The sequence below is a fragment of the Roseomonas sp. 18066 genome, assembly GCF_902706185.1.
Classification (GTDB): domain Bacteria; phylum Pseudomonadota; class Alphaproteobacteria; order Acetobacterales; family Acetobacteraceae; genus Pseudoroseomonas.
Genome location: NZ_CACSJM010000016.1, coordinates 38,760 through 57,467 on the forward strand (window position 1 = coordinate 38,760; position 18,708 = coordinate 57,467).

The window sequence follows — 18,708 nt, forward strand, 5'->3', positions numbered from 1 at the left end:
TGCCGCCGGCCGGGCCTAGGCCCGCCGGGCGCCACGTCACGGGGCTCGCCTGCGTTGCATCCATGGCGGCCAGGATAGCGCAGCCCGCCCTGTCACGGAACGGGTGGCGAAGGCCTGCCCTCTGTGGATGGTTTTGTTGTTCTCTTGTGTTTTCGTGGCGCCTCGCGAAGTTCGCGCCCGCAAAAAAATCTTGGTGCCGCGCCGTTCAACCCTGGGCGGCAGCGCGGAGAGAAAGAGAAGGGGGTCCGGGGGAATTCATTCCCCCGGCGCTTTCTGATGATCAGTACTCAAGCTCATAGGAAAGTCCGACCCTTTCCCCCGATTCCCCGCCGGTGGAGCTTTCCAGCTTCAGCCGCGGGGTGATTTCCACCTGGACGCTGGCGCGTGGCCCGCCATCGGCGCCTTGCTCGACGCCGACATAGACGCCCTGCCCGACATAGCCGCCGGCCTGCACCGAGGGATTTTCCAACCCCCCATTGCTGTTGCCGACGCCGAGGCGATCGAGCCCCAGCCGATCAGCGATGCGCCCGAGGAAGCCGCGCGACCCCCCCGGCGCGACGCCGGCCAGGTTGGCGACGCCGCCGGCCAGCTGGGCGATTTCCAGCGGCGACAGCTTGTCGACCGAGCGGTTGAACAGCAGCCGGGCCAGCACCTCGTCCTGCGGCAGCTCGGGCTCGGAGCTGAAGGCGATGGTCGGCTTGGCCGGCTCGCCGGTGATGGTCAGCGTGATGGTGACGCCCTGGGTCGTGGTGGTGGCGGCGAAATCCAGGCTGGGCATCAGGCTGCCGTCGAAGTTCAGGTCGCCCTTGCTGAAGGTCAGGCGGCGGTCGAGCAGCTGGAAGGTGCCGCGGCGCAGGTTGAAGCCGCCGGCCGGCTGCGGGTCGGCCGCGGTGCCGCCGACCTTCAGCGTGCCGCCGAGCTCGGCATCCAGCCCGCGGCCGCGCACCAGGATGGATTGCGGCGCCTCGACGGTGACGTTCAGCGCGATGGGCGGCGCGGGCGTCGCGGGCGGCGGCGGCGGGGGCGCGTTGGCGCCGCGCTCGCGCACCTCGCCCAAGGTCGCGACGCCGCCGCCGGGCAGGGCCGAGGGGATGTTCAGCGCGACGCGCTTGAGGCGCACGGTGCCGCCGAGGGCGGGGCTGACCTGCAGCGGGCCGGTGAAGCGCAGGTCGGCATCCATCAGCGCGGTGACCAGCTCGCTCTGCACCGGCGTCGCGTCGCGGGCGGTGATGGCGATGTCGAGCGGGATGCCCGGGGCCATCGGCTGGGCATTGCCGTTGACGGTGATGCGGCCGGTGCCGGCGCGGGCGGTGATGTTCTCGACCAGCACCTGGTCGCCCTGCAGCCGGATGCGGCCGCCGATATTGGTCAGGCGCAGGCCGAAGAGCGGGTTGCGCACCTCGGCCCCCGACAGCGTCGCGGCGCCGGTCAGCACCGGCGCGCCCATGGTGCCGGTGGCGCCGGCATCGATGGCGATGCGGCCGGTGACGCGCATGGCGCCGCCGCCCAGCGAGGGGGCGACCAGCGGCTGGATGTTTAGGTTGCCCTTGACCGAGGCGGTCAGCGGCGCGTCGGCGCCCGGGCCGCGCGGCAGGCCGGCCGAGGCGTCGAGGGTGATCAGCGTGCCCATGCGCAGCGCGGCGGTGGCCTGGATGGCGCCGGCGCCGCTGCGCTGCAGGTCGAGCTTCAGGGTGGCGGCGGGCCAGCCCTGCGACCAGGGGGCCTCGGCGCGCAGGCCGGTGCCGTTGATCGTCGCGGTGACCTCGGGGGCGGAGACCGGGCCGGTGATGCGGGCCTCGCCGACGACGCTGCCCTGCAGCCGCGGCTCGGGCGCGAACATATTGACCAGCGAAGCGGGCAGGGCGGCCAAGGCCACCCGGATATCGGCGCGCTCGGGCCCCCAGCGGCCGCTGACGGTGAAGTTGCCGGCGGGGCGGGCGGCCAGGCGAAGCCCAGGGATCTCGATGGCGCCGGAGGTAGGAAGAAGAATGCTGCCGGGGGCGGCGAGGCGGATGCCCATCTCGCCCTGGCTGGCATCGAAGGCGGCGATGTCGAGGCGCATGCCGGCCTCGTTGCGGCTGAAGCGGCCGCGGCCGGCGACATTGGCCTGGGGCAGGCGGCCCTTCACATCCCAGTCGAGGGCGGCGTCGGTGCCCTTCAGCGTCATTTCGGCGCCATAGGCCTGGCCGGCCAGCTGCACCTGCTGCGCCGTCAGCCGCGCATCGATCGACTGGCGGCCCTCGGCGGTGGGCGCCAGCTTCGCGGTCAGGCGAAAGCCGCCGGCGACGGGCTGGCCGATCAGGCCGGAAAGCGGGGCGATGTTCTCGGCGCCGGCCGTCATCTGGCCGTCGAAGCGGGCGGCCGCCATGTCGTAGCGGCCCTCGGCGGTGGCGCGCACCGGACCGAATGTGATTTCTGCTTGTTCCAGCCGCACGGATTCGCCGTCGCGGGCGGCGCGGATCGCCACCTGCACCGGCTGGCCCTCGGCGCGGCCGGTTAGGCGCAGCGTGCCGCCATAGGCGCTGACCGCCGGGATTTCCGCGGTGAGGTCCGGGTTCTCGATCCTGCGCCCCGCCGCGACCAGGCCTGGGCTGGTCAGATGCAGGCGGATGGCGGGGTCGGCGACGGGGCCGGTGACGCGGGCCTCCAGCCGGGCGGGGCCTTCCAGCTCCGGCCGGATGGCCTTCAGGTTCGGCACCTCCAGCTGCGCCGCGATGTCCAGCAGGTCCCAGCCGGTGCCCTGGACGTTCAGCTTGGCGCCATTGCCGCGCAGCTCCAGGCTGTCGATGCGGAAGGGGGTGCCGGCGAAATCCACCTGCGGCGCCGGGCCCAGCACGGTCGACAGCGGGTCGGGCCCGCGCAGGCCCTGGGGGCGCAGCTGGGCGGTGATGTTCTGCCCGTCACGGATCTCGGCATGGAGCAGAATGCTGTCCCAGCCGACGATCTCGGGCACCAGCGGGCCGAGCACGCTGGAGGCGGCGACCCGCGCCTCGGCCTTCAGCAGCGCCATGCTGCCGCTGGCGCGGATTTCACCCGCCTCGGTGGTCAGGCGCAGCGATCGCAGCTCCGGCTGGCCGCTGGCGGGGATCACCGCATCGAGGGAAAAATCCAGCGCCCGTACCGGGGGCGGCGCCAGGATGGCCGGGGAATCCAGGTGGCCGGCCAGGGTCAGGCCGCCGGCGCCGCCGGGCTGGAGGGACACCTGGCCCTCGGCGCGGAAGCCGGCCTGGCCGCCGAAATCGGCGCGCGCCGTCAGCGCGGCCCCGCTCGCCGGGCCATCCAGCTTCAGGCTGAGATCGGCCGGCGCATCGGGAATGCCGAGGCCGGTGGCCAGCACGCCGCCGGCCGGCTCCTGCACCCGCAGATCGGCCAGCAGCCGGCCCTTGGGGTCGAGGCCGAGCGCCAGGTTCAGCGAGCCCGCCGCCTCCAGCCGCTGCACCGCGAGCTTCGCCTGCAGGGCGGCGGCGATGAAGGAGGCGTCGCCGTTCAGCGACAGCGCGAAGCCGGGGGCGGGGCCATGCTCCTCGACGGTCGCGGCCACCAGCTCGCGCGGGATCTCGATGCGGGCGATGGCCAGCTTTTCCAGGCGGATGGCGACCGGCAGCTCGGGCAAAGACGGGATCAGCGGCGCATCGGCCGGGGCCGGCTCGGGCGGCGGCGCGTTGGGATCGGCCTCCGGCAACCGCAGCAAGGCGATGCGGCTGGCAGAAATCTCTTCCACCCGCAGCTCGCGGCTGAGCAGCGCGCGCAGGTCGAGGTCGATGCGGGCATTCTCCACCTCCAGCCAGGGGCCTTTCGCGTCGGCCATGGTGAGGCGGGCAAAGCCGGGGGCGCCGGGCAGCGGGCCGTGCAGCCCCTCGATGGTGAGCCCCGGCACGAAGCGCTGCGCCAGGTCAGCGATCATGCGCTGGCCGGGCGCGGTGTTGGCGCCGAGCAGCACGCCGCCCAGCAGCAGAATCGGCACGATGATGATCAGGGCCAGGGTGACCCCGGCCCAGCGCAGCAGCCGGCGCATCAGAAAGCCTGCCCGATGCCGATATAGAGGCCGAAGGCGCTGTCGCCCGGTTCCTTGTTCAGCGGAATGCCGACATCGGCGCGCAGCGGCCCGATGGCGGTCAGGTAGCGCACGCCGAGGCCGGCGCCGACCTTCAGGTTGCTGAAGGTGGGGGTGGGATCGCGGGTGACCGCGCCGGCATCGACGAAGGCCGCCATGCCGAGATTGCCGGAGACGCGCTGGCGCAGCTCGATGCTGCCCTCGATCTGCGACAGCCCGCCGGCCGGCTCGTCGGAGGCCGTGCGCGGCCCGACCGACTGGTAGCTGTAGCCGCGCACCGAGCCGCCGCCGCCGGAATAGAAGCGCTTGTCCGGCGGCACGCCGCCGAAGCTGGCGCCGACGATGCTGCCGACCACGCCGCGCAGCGCCAGGATGCTGCCCTTGTCGCCGCTGATGTCGAAATAGGTGCTGCCCTGGACCCGCAGCCGGGTGAAGACGTTGCTCTCGCCCAGGCTGTAGATCGGGTTGACCAGCACGGTGGCGCGGGTGCCGCGGCTGGGGTTCAGCAGGCTGTCGGTGTCGTTCCAGCGCAGCGTGCCCAGCATGCCGAGCAGCTGGTAGCTGGTGGTCTCGCCATCCTGCGTCACCCGGCTGAACTCGACCTGCGGCCCGGCGCCCCAGGACAGGCGGGGCGACACGTTTCGCTCCAGCAGGGCGCCCAGGGTGAAGGCGTCGCGATCGTAAGCGTCGGGACGCTCGCGCAGGGCGGCGATATCGAAGGTCAGCGTCTGGTTGCGCCCGGCGAACCAGGGCGTCTTCAGGCTGGCGCCGACCTTGCCGCCGGTGTCGCTGGTATCGCCGGTGGCGCCCAGCCGGTTGACCTCGCCCTCGATGCGCAGCCGCTCGGCGCCGCCCAGCAGGTTGCGATGCTCCCAATAGGCGCTGAAGGTTGGGCCGTAGCGGGTCTCGTAGGCGGCGCCGAAGCCGATGGCATGCAGCGGCCGCTCGATCACCGTGTAGGTCACCGGCAGGTGGCCGGCCTCGTCCAGCCGGTCGGCGGCCCGCGCGCGCACGGTGTTGAAGACGCCGAGGCTCAGCAGGTCGCGCCGGGTCTGGTCGATCTTCTCCTGGCTGAACTGCTGGCCCTCCATCGGCGCCACCATGTCGGCCAGCAGGGAGCTGTGCGTGCGCTGCTCGCCGGTGACCGACGGCCGGGCGAAATTCGCCCGCGGCCCGGGGGTCACCAGGAAGGACACTTCCATCCGCTGCGTGTCGTGGTCGACGGTGACGCGGCGGCGCAGGCTGGCGAAAGGATGCCCGGCATCGCGCAGCGCGGTGACCATGCGGCCTTCCGCATCCAGGATCGGCTGGGCGCGGGCGGGGCTGCCCTCGTCGATCCCGGCGGTCCCGGCATCCTCGATCGAGGCGCCGGTCGGCTCGGCCTGCAGCCGCACCGCCGCCATCTTGTACTGCGCGCCCTTCTCGACGGTGATGACGATGGGGATCGGCGTGTCGCCGCTGCGCGCCGCCAGCCGGTCGGCCAGGCCCGGCGTGTCCGGCGTCGACCCGTCCAGCAGCACCCGCGCCGTGCCGGCGTAGTAGCCCTCGGAGCGCAGCGCGTCGCGCATCGTCCCCGACTCGGCGATGGCGCGGCTGACCAGGCCATAGCTATCGACAGGCGCGCGCTCGCGCAGCTGCTCCAGCGCCGAGGCGCGGGAAATTGCGCCGTCCAGCGCCTCGTCGCCGGTCTCGGGCAGGGTGACCGCATAGGTCACCGTGCGCTCGGCGGCGACCTCGGGCGCGTCATTCTCCCTTGTTTCGGCATCACCTTCGGCGGCGGCCGGCGCATTCGCCGGCGCGTCCTGCGCCCGTGCATGCAGCACGGCCGCCAGAGGGATCGCCAGGCCGAGGCCGGCGGAGAACAGGGCGAGGGGGAGGGAGGATTTGAGACGCATCGGCTTAAGCGGTATGCCCTAGCACATGGATCCGACCCTTGCCGAAACACTGACGCGTTGGCGCAGGCATCTCCACGCCAATCCGAGCCTCACCTTGCATGAGGGCCCGACCGCGGCCTTCGTGGTCGAGAAGCTGAAGGAGCTCGGTGTCACCGACATCGTGACCGGCATCGGCGGCCATGGCGTGGTGGCCAGCCTGCACCGGCCGGGCAGCAACCGCAGCGTCGGCCTGCGCGCCGACATGGACGCGCTGCCGATCGAGGAAGCCGCCCAGGACCTGGCCTGGCGCAGCACCAATCCGGGCGTGATGCATGCCTGCGGCCATGACGGCCACACCACGGCGCTGCTCGGCGCCGCCGCGCTGCTGCTGCAGGACGACAGCTGGAAGGGCACCGTCCGCCTGGTGTTCCAGCCGGCCGAGGAAGGCGGCGGCGGCGCCGCGGCGATGGTGAAGGAGGGGCTGTTCCAGCGCTTTCCGATGGACCGCATCTTCGGCTGGCACAACTGGCCGGGCCTGCCCGCAGGCACCATCGCGGTGCATGACAATGCCGTGATGGCGGCCGGCAACCGCTTCGAGATCGTCATCGACGGCCATGCCGGCCACGCCGCCCTGCCGCATCTGACCCGCGACCCGATCGTCGCCGCCGGCCATGCCATCGTCGCCTGCCAGTCGATCGTGGCGCGCAGCCTGGACCCGATGGCCACCGGCGTGGTCAGCCTGACCGTGGTCAATGGCGGCGAGGCGCAGAACCAGATCGCCGCCCGCGTCGTCATCAAGGGCAGCCTGCGCTACCTGACCGACGAGGTCGGCGAGCAGATCCGCGACGGGCTGCGCCGCGTCGCCGCCGGCGTCTCCGCCACCTTCGGGGTGGAGGCCGAGGCCATCATCGGCGGTGGCGTGCCGGTCACCGCCAACCATGCCGAGCCGCGCGAGCTGGCCGCCGAGGCGGCCGCCGCCGTCACCACGCTGCGCCGCGATGTCGGGCCGGCGATGACGGGGGAAGACTTCTCCCATTTCCTGCACAAGGTGCCGGGCGCCTTCGTCTGGATCGGCAACGGGCCGGCCGAGGGCGGGCGGGAGCTGCACAACCCGCATTATGATTTCAACGACGCGGTCCTGCCGGTGGCCAGCGGCTTCCTGGCCGAGACGGCGCGCCGCGCCCTCGCCAAGGATGCCAAGGCGGAGTGAATCGGCACGGTCCGGAGCAAGGCGAAGGGCCGGCATGACCGGGGCAACGCCCGCCACGGCCATGAGTTGCGCGCCGCGTAACCGCGGCGACGGCGAAAGGTTCCGTTAAAGAGAAGCAAGCAAGGGCGGGGGGAGGTATCCCCCCGCACCCCCTCTATTTCTGTCAGAAAGCAGGGACACCGCAGACCATGGCCAGCATTCCGAACGCCACCTCGGCGCGCATCGATATCCCGAAGCTCGGCCTGGGGACCTGGAAGCTCTCCGGCGCGGAAGGCCAGGCCTCGGTCGAAAGCGCGCTCGCCCTCGGCTACCGCGCCCTCGACACCGCCGACCGCTACGCCAACGAGACCGAGGTCGGCGCCGGCATGGCCGCCTCCGGCCTGGCCCGCGGCGACATCTTCCTGACCAGCAAGGTCTGGTGGGAAAACCTGGCGCCCGAGGCCATCGAGCGCTCGCTCGCCGGCTCGCTGAAGAAGCTCGGCACCGACTACCTGGACCTGTTCCTGGTCCATTGGCCGCGCCCCGACATGGACCTGCCCGCCGTGGTCAAGACCATGCAGAAGGCGCAGGACAGCGGGCTGGTCCGCCGCTGGGGCGTCTCCAATTTTCCTCTGGGTCTGATGCAGGAGGTGGAAGCCCTTGGCGGCCAGCCGGCGGCCCTGCAGGTCGAGTACCACGCGCTGTTGTCCCAGAAAAAGCTGCTGGATTTCTGCCAGCCGCGCGGCATCGCGCTGACCGCCTATTCGCCGCTCGGCCAGGGCGCCCTGGCCGACCAGCCGGTGCTGGCGGAGATCGGCAGGAAGCACGGCTTCTCTGGCCTGCAGGTCGCGCTGGCCTGGCTGCTGAAGCAGGAGATGGTGGTTGCCATCCCCAAGGCCGGCCGGCGCGAGACGCAGCAAGGCAACCTCGACGCCCTGGCGCTGATCGACAGGCTGGATGCGGCCGATATCGCCGCCATCGACGCCCTGCCGAAGGACTGGCGCCGGGTGAACCCCGACTTCGCCCCCGATTGGAACGCATGATCTAGGATACAAGTGCGATGCGGCGCTTGCCGTGTCGCACTTCGTTGCGGTAACGCAGAAGGATGTGGAACCCGTCCTGCCTGCCGTTGCCGGATTGGGAAACGCTGCTCGGCACCCTCTACGACGCCGCCCTGCAGCCTGACGCCCTGTCGCGTTTCGCCGAGCAGCTGCGCCTGACGCTCGGCGCCGGCAGCGTCGGCGTCTTCGCCGTCGATGGCCGCAGCGGCGCCCCGGTCGGCGCCATCCAGGCCAGCCAGATCGATCCGGAGGCGCTGGCGCTCTATGAGCGGCACTGGCACCGCGAGGATCCCTGGGCCCGCTTCGCCATCGACAACCCGCATCTGACCGTGCTGCGCGGCCAGGATGCGATCGCCGATGCCGATTTCGCGGCCACCCCCTACTACAACGACTTCGCCCGCCATATCGACGCCTTCCACCTGGTCGCCGCCCGCGCGCCGCCGGATGCCCTGTCGCGCTTCGGCGTCGTCGCGGTGCACCGGCCGCAGCAATTCGGCGCCTTCGACGCGGCGGCGCTCGACACCCTGGCCGTGCTGCGGCCGCACCTGCAGCGGGCGATGCAACTGGCCGAGCGGCTGCAGGCCGCCGAGCTGAAGGCCGAGCTCGGCTTTGGCGCGCTGGACGCGCTGCGCATGCCGGCCCTGGTGCTGAACGCCGAGGGCCAGCTGGTCATGGCCAATGCCGCCGCCGAGGCGATGGAACGCACCGGCGGCCCGCTGCGCTTCGGCCGCCAGAACGGGCGCCTGGCCGCCGCCATCCCGCGCGACACGCAATGGCTGCTGGCCGCCATCGGCCGGGCGGCGACCGGCGATTCCGGCGGCGCCCTGACCCTGCAGCATCCGGCGACCGGCGAGCGCCTGGCCGCCCTGGTCGCCCCGCTGCCGCGGGCCCTGCGCCACGCGGGCGCACGCGCCGCCGGTGGCGGCTTCGCCCTGCTGACCCTGCGCACCCTCGACGCCGCCGAGGATGCGGCGCGGCTGGAGCAGCTGCTGCGCGGGCTGTTCAGCCTGACCGTCGCCGAGGCCTCCACCGCCGCGGCCCTGGCGCGCGGCGCCACCCCGGATGCCATCGCCTTCGCCCGCGGCGTGCAGATCAGCACCATCCGCACCCTGCTGCGCCGGGCGCTCGACAAGACCGGGGCGGACAGCCTGCGCGGCCTGGCCCGCCTGCTGGGCCGGCTGGGCTGAGGCAGGCACGGCATGGACGTGAAGCGGCTCGCCGGCGGCAATCCGCAGATCCCGAAGGGCGAAGGCGACGCCCCCGTGCAGGCCTGGATCGCCGGGCTCGAGGGCTGGAAGCAGGACCAGGCCCGGGCGCTGGACGCGCTGGTGGCGGCGACGCTGCCCGGGGTGCGCAAGGCGGTGAAGTGGAACTCGCCGCTCTATGGCGTCGAAGGCCAGGGCTGGTTCCTCGGCCTGCATGCCCTGACGCGCTGCCTGAAGCTGGCCTTCTTCCGGGGCGCGTCGCTCGACCCGGTGCCGCCGGTCGGCGCCAGGGATCCGGCGGTGCGGTATGTCCACATCGCGCAGGGCGCGGCGCTGGACGAGGCGCAGCTGGCGCGCTGGATCAGCCAGGCTGCGCGCCTGCCGGGCTGGACCCCTGGAGCGAAGCCCTGAGGGCGGCATTCTCCGCCTCCAGCTCGGCCAGGCGCGCGCGCAGCGGGGCGACGCCGGCATTGACCTGGTCGGCGGTGAAGCGCGGCGTGATGTGCTGCGGGCAGTTCCAGTCATAGGCCTGCAGCTTCAGCCGGAAGATTCTTTCCGGCTGGCCGCGATAGGCCGGGTCGCGCACGGCGTCCTCCAGCGCCGGGTCGCTGCCCAGCGGCACCACCTCGGCATGGGCCAGCAGCTTCAGCCGGGCGCGGCGCGGATAATCGACCAGGATCAGCGCCACCCGGTCATCGGCACCCAGGTTGCCGGTCGAGATATACTGCCGGTTGCCGCGATAGTCGGCGAAGGCCAGCGTCACCGGGTCGATCACCTTCAGGAAGCCGGCCGGGCCGCCGCGATGCTGGACATAGGGCCAGCCATTCTCGGCGGTGCTGGCCATGTAGAAGCTGTCGCGCTCGGCGATGAAGGCGGCGACATCCTCGTCGATCCGGTCGAAGACGCGGTCGCGTCCGCCAGCGCGCCACAGGTGGTCGGCGCCCATCGCGGCCTGGGCGGCCTGCACCGAGGGCGTCGCATAGGTGTCGAGGAAGCTATAGGCCATGGCGAACCATCTCCTGTCTGTTCCCCGGCAGAATGGCGCTTCCGCCGCCCGCGAATAATCCCGTATTCTCGAAAGCCATTCTCTCGGAATCTGAAAGAAAAATGGACCGGCTGGAGGCGATGGGGCTGCTGCTGCGGGTGGTGGAGCGGGGCAGCCTGACCGCCGCCGCGCGCAGCCTGCACATGCCGCTGCCCACCGTCAGCCGCAAGCTCGCCGAGCTGGAGGCGCATCTGGGCGCCCGGCTGCTGCTGCGCACCACCCGCCGCCTGGCGCTGACCGAGGCCGGCGAGGCCTATCTGTCCAGCGCCCGCCGCATCCTGGAGGAGGTCGAGGCCGCCGAGCGCCAGGCCGCCGGCGCGTTCGGCGCCCCGCGCGGCGCCCTGGTGCTGACCGCGCCGGTGCTGTTCGGCCGGCTGCATGTGCTGCCGGTGGTGGCCGATTTCCTCGAGGCCTATCCGGAGATCGCCATCCGCCTGGCGCTGTCCGACCGCAACCTGCATCTGGTCGACGACCATGTGGACCTGGCGCTGCGCATCGGCCCGCTGCCGGACAGCAGCCTGGTGGCGACGCGGCTGGGCGCCATCGGCCAGGTGGTCTGCGCCAGCCCGGGCTTCTGGGACGCCCATGGCCTGCCGGACCGGCCGGCGGCGCTGGCGGGCCTGCCCTGCGTCACCTTCGACTTCGTCACCGAAGGCGGCCTGCCGGCGCCGCTCTGGCGCTTCGGCGAGCGGGTGGCGGTGGCGCTGCGCCCGCGGCTGTCGGTCTCGACCGCCGAGGCGGCGGTGGCGGCGGCCGAGCGCGGCCTCGGCGTCACCCGGCTGCTGCGCTACCAATGCGCCGGGGCCCTGGCCCGCGGCAGCCTGGTCCGCGTTCTGGAAGCCTTCGAGCCGGCGCCGCGCCCGGTCAGCCTGCTGCACGCGCCGCGCGCCACCCTGCCGCTGAAGCTGCGCTTCTTCCTGGATTACGCCATCCCGCGGCTGCGCGCCGGGATCTCCGCGATCAGCCCGGCGGAGGCGCCGCCTCCAGCGCCGTCCACAGCGGCTCCTTGAGCTTGCCCAGGAAGGCGCGGTGGGCGGCGAGCTCGTCTTCCGTCGGCAGGATCGGGCGCGGAACGCGGGCGGTGACGTCGGAGTCGACCGTGATCACCACGGGGGCGGCGACATTGGAGCGGGTGGCCAGCGCCAGGCCTGGCTGCTTGCCGCCCATCAGCTCCAGATAGACCTGGGCCAGCAGCTGCACGTCGAGCAGCGCGTTGTGGGCGGTGCGCATCGAGTTGTCGATGCCGTAGCGCCGGCACAGCGCGTCCAGGCTGTTCGGCAGGCCGGGGAAGCGCTTCTTGGCCAGCTGCAGCGAATCGACCATCCGCACCCGGTCCAGCGGGCCGCGGCCCGCGAGCTTCAGCTCGGCATCCAGGAAGCCGAAGTCGAAGGGCGCGTTGTGCGCGACGATCGGGTCGTCGCCCAGGAAGTCCAGCATGTCCTGGGCGATGGCCGGGAATTTCGGCTTGCCGCGCAGCATGTCCCAGGTGAAGCCGTGCACCTTCACGGCTTCCTCCGGCACCTCGCGCTCGGGGTCGATCAGCTGGTGGTAGAAGCGGCCGGTGGGGACCAGGTTGACCAGCTCGACCGCCGCGACCTCGAGCACGCGGTCGCCGGTCGCCGGGTCGAAGCCGGTGGTCTCGGTGTCGAGCACCAAAGTGCGGCTCATCGAAGCTTCTCCAGCAGGCGCCGGATGCCGCGGCGCGCATGGGCGCGGGACAATCCGGTGCGGATCACGTAATCGGCGCGGCGCCGCTTCTCGGCATCCGGCGTCTGCCGGGCCAGGATGGCGGCGAGTCTTTCTTCACTCATGCCGCCGCGCCGCAGCACCCGGGCCTTCTGCACCGCGGCCGGCGCCGAGACCACCACCACGGCGTCGCAGCGCGCGGCCCCGCCGGTCTCGAAGAGCAGCGGGATGTCGAGCACCACCAGCCGCCGCCCCTGCCGCCGGGCGCGGCCGAGGAAGCGCCGCTCCTCCGCGCGCACCAGCGGGTGGACGATCTTTTCCAGGACCTTCAGCGCCGGCGGGTTGCCGAGGACGGCGCGGCGCAGCGCCTCGCGGTCCACGGCGCCGTCGCGGATGGAACCGGGAAAGGCGTCCCCGATCGGCGCCACCGCGCGGCCACCGCGGGCCTGCAGCGCATGCACGGCCGCATCGGCGTCGAAGACCGGCAGGCCGTGGCGGCGGAAGGTGGCCGCCGCCGTCGACTTGCCCATCCCGATCCCACCGGTGAGGCCGAGGATCTTCATCGCGTCAGCGGCGCGGGATGTCGGCGGCGACGGTGTCGCGCAGATCGGCATCCACCGAAGGCGCCACGCCGAACCAGGCCTCGAAGCCCGGCCGCGCCTGGTGCAGCAGCATGCCCAGCCCATCGACGCCGACCAGGCCGCGGGCACGCGCGGCGGCCAGCAGCGGCGTCTCCAGCGGCACATAGACCGCATCCACCACCACCGCCTGGGCGGGCAGGGGGGACAGGTCGATCTCCAGCGGCGGCTGGCCGGCCATGCCGAGGCTGGTCGAATTGACCAGCAGCGCCGCATCCTCCAGCGGCGGGGAATCGGCGACGAAGACCGGCCCGCCGAGCTCGGCGGCCAGGGCCTCGGCCCGCTCGGCGCTGCGGTTGACGATGGTGAGCCGGGGGCAGCCGGCATCGAGCAGCGCCGCGGCGATGGCCCGCGCCGCCCCGCCCGCGCCCAGCAGCACCGCGGGGCCGGACGCGGCCTGCCAGGACGGCGCCTGCTCCCGCACGCTTTCCAGGAAGCCGAAGCCATCGGTGTTGGAGCCGAAAATCCGCCCGTCGCGGAAGACCAGCGTGTTCACCGCCCCCGCCCGCTGCGCCGTGGCGTCCACGCTGTCGCAGAGCGCGAAGGCGGCCTCCTTGTGCGGGATGGTCACATTGGCGCCCCGAAAACCCAGGGTCACCAGCGCCCGCACGGCCGCCGCGAAGTCGCCGGGCGCGACCTGCAGCGGGATATAGGTGCCGTCGATGCCATGGCGGCGCAGCCAATGGCCATGCAGCAGCGGGGAGCGCGAATGCGAGGCCGGCCAGCCGAGCACGCCCGCCAGCCTGGCCTTGCCGGAGATGATCGTCATGCGGCCATGAATCGACGGAGCCGCGGCGCCGGTCAATGCCCCTTTGCGCGGCTGCCCGCGCAAGCCCCCCTGGCAATCCGCGCCGCGCAATGCCACCACTGCGGCAACAGAGCCTATGAGACAGGAGCCCGGCATGACGCGTGCTTTGAAGGTCGCGGTCCAGATGGACCCGATCCAGGGGATCAATATCGACGGCGACAGCACCTTCGTCCTGATGCTGGAGGCGCAGGCGCGCGGCCACCAGCTGTGGCACTACCACGTCCGCGACCTGACCCTGGCCGCCGGCCGCGTGCTGGCCCGCATGCAGCCGGTGACGGTGCAGCGGGAGAAGGGCGCCCACTACACCCTGGGCGAGCTGGCCGAATACGACCTGTCGGAGATGGACGTGGTGCTGATGCGCCAGGACCCGCCCTTCGACATGGCGTACATCACGGCGACCCATATCCTCGAGCATGTCCACCCGAAGACCCTGGTGGTGAACGACCCGGCCAGCGTGCGCAACGCGCCCGAGAAGCTGTTCGTGATGCAGTTCCCGGAGCTGATGCCGGACACCATCATCACCCACGACCCGGAACAGGTGCGCAAGTTCCGCCAGAAGCACGGCGACATCATCGTCAAGCCGCTGTTCGGCAATGGCGGCGCCGGCGTCTTCCACCTGCGGCCCGAGGACAGCAACCTGAACTCGCTGCTCGAGATGTACGCGGAGAAGTCGCGCGAGCCGCTGATGATCCAGCAATACGTCCCCGCCGTGCGCCTGGGCGACAAGCGCATCATCCTGGTCGACGGCGTGCCGATGGGCGCCATCAACCGCGTGCCGGCGGAAGGCGAAAGCCGCAGCAACATGCATGTCGGCGGCCGCCCGGAAGCCGTGGCCCTGACCCCGCGCGACCGCGAGATCTGCGAGCGCATCGGCCCGGAGCTGAAGAAGCGCGGCCTGACCTTCGTCGGCATCGACGTGATCGGCGACTACCTGACCGAGATCAACGTCACCTCGCCTACGGGTCTGCAGGAACTGGCCCGCTTCGACGGGATCCACCTGGAGAAGGCGATCTGGGACGCGATCGAGGCGCGTAAAAGCGAAGGCTGATGAGAGAAGAGTTGGGTAGGCCAGGGGAATGAATTCCCCTGGACCCCTTCTTTTTCCTGTCAGATTGCCGTGTCCACGTGACGACAGGACGTGGCCCGGCCCAGCATCAGCGCGACCTTTGATCGAGCGCTGATGTATTAAAACAGCGCCCCGCCGTGATGCCCGGGCGACGGCGCAGTTGAAGTGCAGGTCACGCCAAGGCCGGTGATCAGAAAAAAGATGGGGGTCTGGGGGAATTCATTCCCCCAGCCTTCTCAGTCTTCCTGAATCTCTGGCATCGGCGGATCCAGTTCTTCCGGACGCCCGCGTTTCATGCGGCCGCGGGACAGTTCGGTCACCACCCCGTGCAGGGTGCGCAGTTCCTGTTCCGTCACTTCGCCGCGCTGGAACCAGTGGCGCAGGTTGCGCACCATGCCCGGGCGCTTGGGCAGGTTGTCCAGGAAGCCGCAGGCGTCGAGCTCCCCGGTCAGGCGGCCAAGGAAGCCTTCCAGCTCCCCCTTGGTCGCCACCCGGGTCTCGTTGGTCATCAGCAGGCGGGGCGGCGTCTTGTCCTCCGCCGCGTTCCACCATTCGTAGGCCAGGATCATCACCGCCTGGGCCAGGTTCAGCGACATGTGGTCCGGGTTCAGCGGATAGCGGACCAGGGTGTCGGCATGGGCCAGGTCGTCGTTCTCCAGTCCGGCGCGCTCGGGGCCGAAGAGGATGGCGGCGCGCTTTTCCTGGCCACGGCAGATCTCCACCAGGTCCTCGGCGGCGGCGCGGGCGGTGCGCAGCGGGACGACCACGTGGCGCGGGCGGGGGCAGGTGGCGAAGACGCGGTGGCAGTCGGCGACCGCGTCGGCCACCGTTTCATGCACCGTCGCCGCGTCCAGGATGCGGTCGGCGCCGGACGAGACGAACCAGGCGCGCTCCAGCGGCCAGCCGTCGCGCGGCGCCACCAGCCGCAGGTGGAACAGCCCGCCATTGGCCATGGCCCGCGCCGTGGTGCCGATATTCTCGGCCAGCTGCGGGCGCACCAGCACCACGATCGGGCTTTCGCCGGGGAGCGGCTTCAGGTCGGCGCCACCATCGCGGCCGGTCATGGGCAGGGTCATCCTTCGGGGGGCTTTGAATCAGCGCCCCCCGATAGCCGCCCGGCGCCGCCGGCGAAAGGGCCGATCGGCGCTCAGCCCGGCCGGGCCAGGAAGGCGCGCAGGCTGGCGATCTCCTTCTCCTGCGCGGCGATGATCTCCTCGGCCATCTGGCGCATGGCGGGGTCGCGGCCATGGCGCAGCTGGATGCGGGCCATGGCGATGGCGCCCTCGTGGTGCGGGATCATGCTGGCGGCGAAGTCGCGATCGGCATCGCCGGTGAAGCGGACGGCGGCCATGCCGCGATGCATCGCTGCATTGGCGGCCTGCAGCTCGGCGGTGGAGGCGCTGGCGGCCGGGCCCGGGGCAGATGCAGCGGCGCCGTGGCCGGCATGCTGGGCGAGGGCGGGGGTGGCCAGAAACCCCGCCAGCAGGGCGAGGGCGACGGGGCGACAGCGGAAATGCGGCATGCGGCAGGGCTCCTGAGCGGGGTGCCGCCGGACAGTGCCGCCTTGCCATGGGGGGAAGGCAAGGGCCGCGCCCGGTCACGGCCCCGCGCAAAGTGTAACGCCGCGCTGGCGCGGGGGCGGGGCGGCGCCACATGATGCCGAGCCCCTTGCCCCGGACACCGCATGTCGCTGCCGCTTTCCCTGCCGCCCCTGGCTGTTCCCTGGCGCGACCGCCAGGGCAGTTTTTCCCCCTTCAAGCTGGCGGTGCTGGTCGGGCTGTTCCTGCCAGGGCTGTGGCTGGCGGCGCTGGCGGCCCAGGGGCAGCTCGGCGGCCGGCCGATCATGGAGGCCATCCACACCACCGGCCTCTGGGCGGTGCGCATCCTCTGGCTGTCGCTGCTGGTCACCCCGGCGCGGCAGCTGCTGCGCTGGCCGCGGCTGATGCTGGTGCGGCGCATGGTGGGGCTGGGGGCCATGGCCTATGCCCTGCTGCACCTGGTGCTCTACGCGCTGGAGCTGAAATGGGACCTGGCCCGGCTGGTCACCGAGATCGCCCTGCGCATCTACCTGACCATCGGCTTCGTGGCGCTGCTCGGGCTGGTGGTGCTGGGGGTGACCTCGACTGATGGCTGGGTCAAGCGCCTGGGCGGGCGGCGCTGGGCGCTGCTGCATAAGGTGGTCTATGGGCTGGCCGGGCTGGCGGTGCTGCATTTCGCCCTGCAATCCAAGATCGACGTCACCGAGGCGGTGCTGATGGCCGGCCTGCTGCTCTGGCTGCTGGGCTACCGCGCGCTGGCGCCGAAAGGCGGGGCGCCGGGCATCGGGCGGCTGGTGCTGCTGGGGGTGGGCGCGGCGCTGGGCACCGCCCTGATCGAGGCCGCCTGGTACGGGGTCGCCACCGGGGTGCCGCCGCTGCCGGTGCTGGAAGCCAATCTCGATGTGGATTTCGGATTGCGGCCGGCGCTTTGGGTGGGGATCGCGGCGGCGGGGATGCTGGCGCTTCGGTTGGTGCGCGGGCAAGGGCAGAAGAAAAAGAAAGCAAGAGCGGGGGAATGAATTCCCCCGCGCCCCCATGTCACCGGCCCTTTCGGGGCCAGCGCTGAAAACTCAGGCCTTGCGCCAGGTGGTGCCGCCGGCACCATCCTCCAGCACCACACCCTGCGCCGCCAGCTCGTTCCTGATGCGGTCGGCCTCGGCCCAGTCCTTGGCACGACGCGCGGCCAGGCGCGCCTCGATGGCGGCCTCGATGGCGGCGCTGTCGTCGGTGCCGGCTTGGCGCCAGACCCGGGCATCGCTGCCCAGCAGGCCCAGCACCGCGGCCGCCTGGCGCAACGCGGCCGCCGCCTGGCCCGAGACCGGCGTCCAGTCGCGGCCCACCCGGTGCAGCACCGTGGTGGCCGAGCCGCCCACCGTCGCCACATTCTCCAGCGTGCGCAGGTCGCGCAGCCGGGCCAGCGCCAACGGAGTGTTCAGGTCGTCGGCCAGCGGCTCCAGCGCCCATTCGGCCATCTCGGCCACCAGCGCATCATCCTCGGCAGGCGCCGGCAGGTCCCGCGCCAGCAGCGCGTAGAAATCGTCGAGCTCGCCCTTGGCCTCGTCCAGCCGTTCGACGGTATAATCCAGCGCCGCCCGGTAATGCGTCTTCAGCAGCAACAGACGAAAAGCCTCGCCGGCCCAGGCGCCGCGGGCCAGGATGTCCCGCACGGTCAGGAAGTTGCCGAGCGACTTCGACATCTTCTCGCCGCCGACCAGCAGCATGCCGTTGTGCAGCCAGGTGCGGGCGAAGCGCGAGCCGGGGAAGGCGCAGACCGACTGCGCCTGCTCGTTCTCGTGATGCGGGAAGAGCAGGTCGTGCCCGCCGCCATGCAGGTCGAAATCCGGGCCCAGATAGCGCCAGGACATGGCCGAGCATTCGATATGCCAGCCCGGCCGGCCGCGGCCCCAGGGGCTGTCCCAGCCCGGCAGGTCCTCGGCCGAGGGCTTCCACAGCACGAAGTCGCCGGCCTCGCGCTTGTAGGGCGCGACCTCGACCCGGGCGCCGGCCAGCATCTCTTCCGGCGAGCGGCCGGACAGCGCGCCATAGCCGGGGAAGCTGGCCACCGAGAACAGCACATGGCCGTCGGCGGCATAGGCATGGCCATTGGCCACCAGCCGCTCGATCAGCTCGATCATCTGGGCGATGTTGTCGGTCGCCCGCGGCTCCTCGTCGGGGGCCTCGCAGCCCAGCGCCGCCATGTCGCGGTGGAAATCGGCGGTGGTGCGCGCGGTGATGGCGCCGATCGGCTCGCCGCTCGCCTGGCTGCGCGCGTTGATCTTGTCGTCCACGTCGGTGATGTTGCGGACATAGGTGACGCGGTCGAAGCGGCGGCGCAGCAGGCGCGCCAGCACGTCGAAGACCACCACCGGCCGGGCATTGCCCAGATGCGCCAGATCGTAGACCGTCGGGCCGCACACATAGAGGCGCACATGCTGCGGGTCGAGCGGGATGAAGCTTTCCCGCTGGCGCGTGGCGCTGTTGTGGAAGGCCAGTTCGGTCATCACTCTGCCTTGTCGGGGGTGTCGGTTCGGGGGGCTGTATCGG

The 18,708-nt window shown here is 71.9% G+C and carries 16 protein-coding genes; 7 read left to right on the top strand and 9 right to left on the bottom strand.

The genetic code is table 11. The features are described from left to right. Positions 1–280 precede the first annotated feature (280 nt). Positions 281–4,015, bottom strand: a complete 3,735-nt coding sequence (locus tag GVN67_RS05360; protein WP_159993564.1) for a translocation/assembly module TamB domain-containing protein — start codon at positions 4,013–4,015, stop codon at positions 281–283. Further along, positions 4,015–5,949 carry an autotransporter assembly complex family protein gene (locus GVN67_RS05365; RefSeq protein WP_159993566.1) on the bottom strand — a complete coding sequence of 645 codons (1,935 nt, stop codon included), beginning with the start codon at positions 5,947–5,949 and terminating at the stop codon, positions 4,015–4,017. Before GVN67_RS05365 ends, GVN67_RS05360 begins: the two co-directional genes overlap by 1 nt. Before the next feature lie 25 nt (positions 5,950–5,974). Between GVN67_RS05365 and GVN67_RS05370 the strand changes: the two genes are divergently transcribed. The 4 genes from GVN67_RS05370 (at position 5,975) to GVN67_RS05385 (ending at position 9,794) form a co-directional block, all read left to right on the top strand. Beyond that, positions 5,975–7,138 (top strand): amidohydrolase, encoded by a 1,164-nt coding sequence (locus GVN67_RS05370; protein ID WP_159993568.1) that lies wholly within the window; start codon positions 5,975–5,977, stop codon positions 7,136–7,138. A gap of 188 nt (positions 7,139–7,326) precedes the next feature. Beyond that, positions 7,327–8,160, top strand: coding sequence for an aldo/keto reductase (locus GVN67_RS05375; RefSeq protein ID WP_159993570.1), 834 nt, complete (start codon positions 7,327–7,329; stop codon positions 8,158–8,160). 62 nt (positions 8,161–8,222) lie between these two features. Further along, positions 8,223–9,365 carry a hypothetical protein gene (locus GVN67_RS05380; RefSeq protein WP_159993572.1) on the top strand — a complete coding sequence of 381 codons (1,143 nt, stop codon included), beginning with the start codon at positions 8,223–8,225 and terminating at the stop codon, positions 9,363–9,365. Positions 9,366–9,377: 12 nt separating this feature from the next. Continuing rightward, entirely contained in the window at positions 9,378–9,794 is a 417-nt protein-coding gene (locus tag GVN67_RS05385) for a DUF1801 domain-containing protein (protein WP_159993574.1), read from the top strand. On the opposite strand, the gene GVN67_RS05390 is transcribed toward GVN67_RS05385, so the two are convergent. Continuing rightward, the gene (locus GVN67_RS05390; protein WP_159993576.1) at positions 9,745–10,389 is read right to left on the bottom strand and encodes a pyridoxamine 5'-phosphate oxidase family protein; all 645 of its coding nucleotides are present in this window, start codon (positions 10,387–10,389) and stop codon (positions 9,745–9,747) included. The two genes, GVN67_RS05385 and GVN67_RS05390, sit on opposite strands and share 50 nt — an antisense overlap. A 101-nt stretch (positions 10,390–10,490) precedes the next feature. Between GVN67_RS05390 and GVN67_RS05395 the strand changes: the two genes are divergently transcribed. Beyond that, positions 10,491–11,438 (top strand): LysR substrate-binding domain-containing protein, encoded by a 948-nt coding sequence (locus tag GVN67_RS05395; protein ID WP_159993578.1) that lies wholly within the window; start codon positions 10,491–10,493, stop codon positions 11,436–11,438. Here GVN67_RS05395 and dnaQ read toward each other — a convergent pair. From dnaQ to GVN67_RS05410, 3 genes are read right to left on the bottom strand one after another with little or no spacing between them, the layout of a single operon-like run. Then, positions 11,389–12,096 (bottom strand): DNA polymerase III subunit epsilon, encoded by a 708-nt coding sequence (gene dnaQ, locus GVN67_RS05400; protein WP_159993580.1) that lies wholly within the window; start codon positions 12,094–12,096, stop codon positions 11,389–11,391. The two genes, GVN67_RS05395 and dnaQ, sit on opposite strands and share 50 nt — an antisense overlap. Further along, positions 12,093–12,677 (bottom strand): dephospho-CoA kinase, encoded by a 585-nt coding sequence (gene coaE, locus GVN67_RS05405; protein ID WP_159993582.1) that lies wholly within the window; start codon positions 12,675–12,677, stop codon positions 12,093–12,095. Before coaE ends, dnaQ begins: the two co-directional genes overlap by 4 nt. Before the next feature lie 4 nt (positions 12,678–12,681). Beyond that, complete coding sequence (locus tag GVN67_RS05410; RefSeq protein WP_200845141.1) at positions 12,682–13,515, bottom strand: shikimate dehydrogenase; 834 nt, start codon at positions 13,513–13,515, stop codon at positions 12,682–12,684. A 139-nt stretch (positions 13,516–13,654) separates the two neighbouring features. Here GVN67_RS05410 and gshB point away from each other — a divergent pair, with 139 nt between their 5' ends. Continuing rightward, positions 13,655–14,608, top strand: a complete 954-nt coding sequence (gene gshB, locus GVN67_RS05415) for a glutathione synthase (protein ID WP_159993586.1) — start codon at positions 13,655–13,657, stop codon at positions 14,606–14,608. Between the two features lie 254 nt (positions 14,609–14,862). On the opposite strand, the gene GVN67_RS05420 is transcribed toward gshB, so the two are convergent. Together GVN67_RS05420 and GVN67_RS05425 are read right to left on the bottom strand one after the other, a co-directional pair. Beyond that, positions 14,863–15,690, bottom strand: a complete 828-nt coding sequence (locus tag GVN67_RS05420) for an RNA methyltransferase (RefSeq protein WP_159993588.1) — start codon at positions 15,688–15,690, stop codon at positions 14,863–14,865. A gap of 83 nt (positions 15,691–15,773) precedes the next feature. Next, positions 15,774–16,148, bottom strand: a complete 375-nt coding sequence (locus tag GVN67_RS05425; RefSeq protein WP_159993590.1) for a DUF305 domain-containing protein — start codon at positions 16,146–16,148, stop codon at positions 15,774–15,776. A 162-nt stretch (positions 16,149–16,310) separates the two neighbouring features. On the opposite strand from GVN67_RS05425, the gene GVN67_RS05430 reads away from it, so the two are divergent. Beyond that, positions 16,311–17,183: a sulfite oxidase heme-binding subunit YedZ gene (locus tag GVN67_RS05430; protein ID WP_159993592.1), complete on the top strand. Its 873-nt coding sequence runs from the start codon at positions 16,311–16,313 to the stop codon at positions 17,181–17,183. A 51-nt stretch (positions 17,184–17,234) separates the two neighbouring features. Here the strand turns inward: GVN67_RS05430 and cysS are convergent, their stop codons facing one another. Beyond that, on the bottom strand, positions 17,235–18,665 hold the full coding sequence (cysS, locus tag GVN67_RS05435; RefSeq protein WP_159993594.1) for a cysteine--tRNA ligase: 1,431 nt from the start codon (positions 18,663–18,665) through the stop codon (positions 17,235–17,237). Between the last annotated feature and the right edge of the window lie 43 nt (positions 18,666–18,708).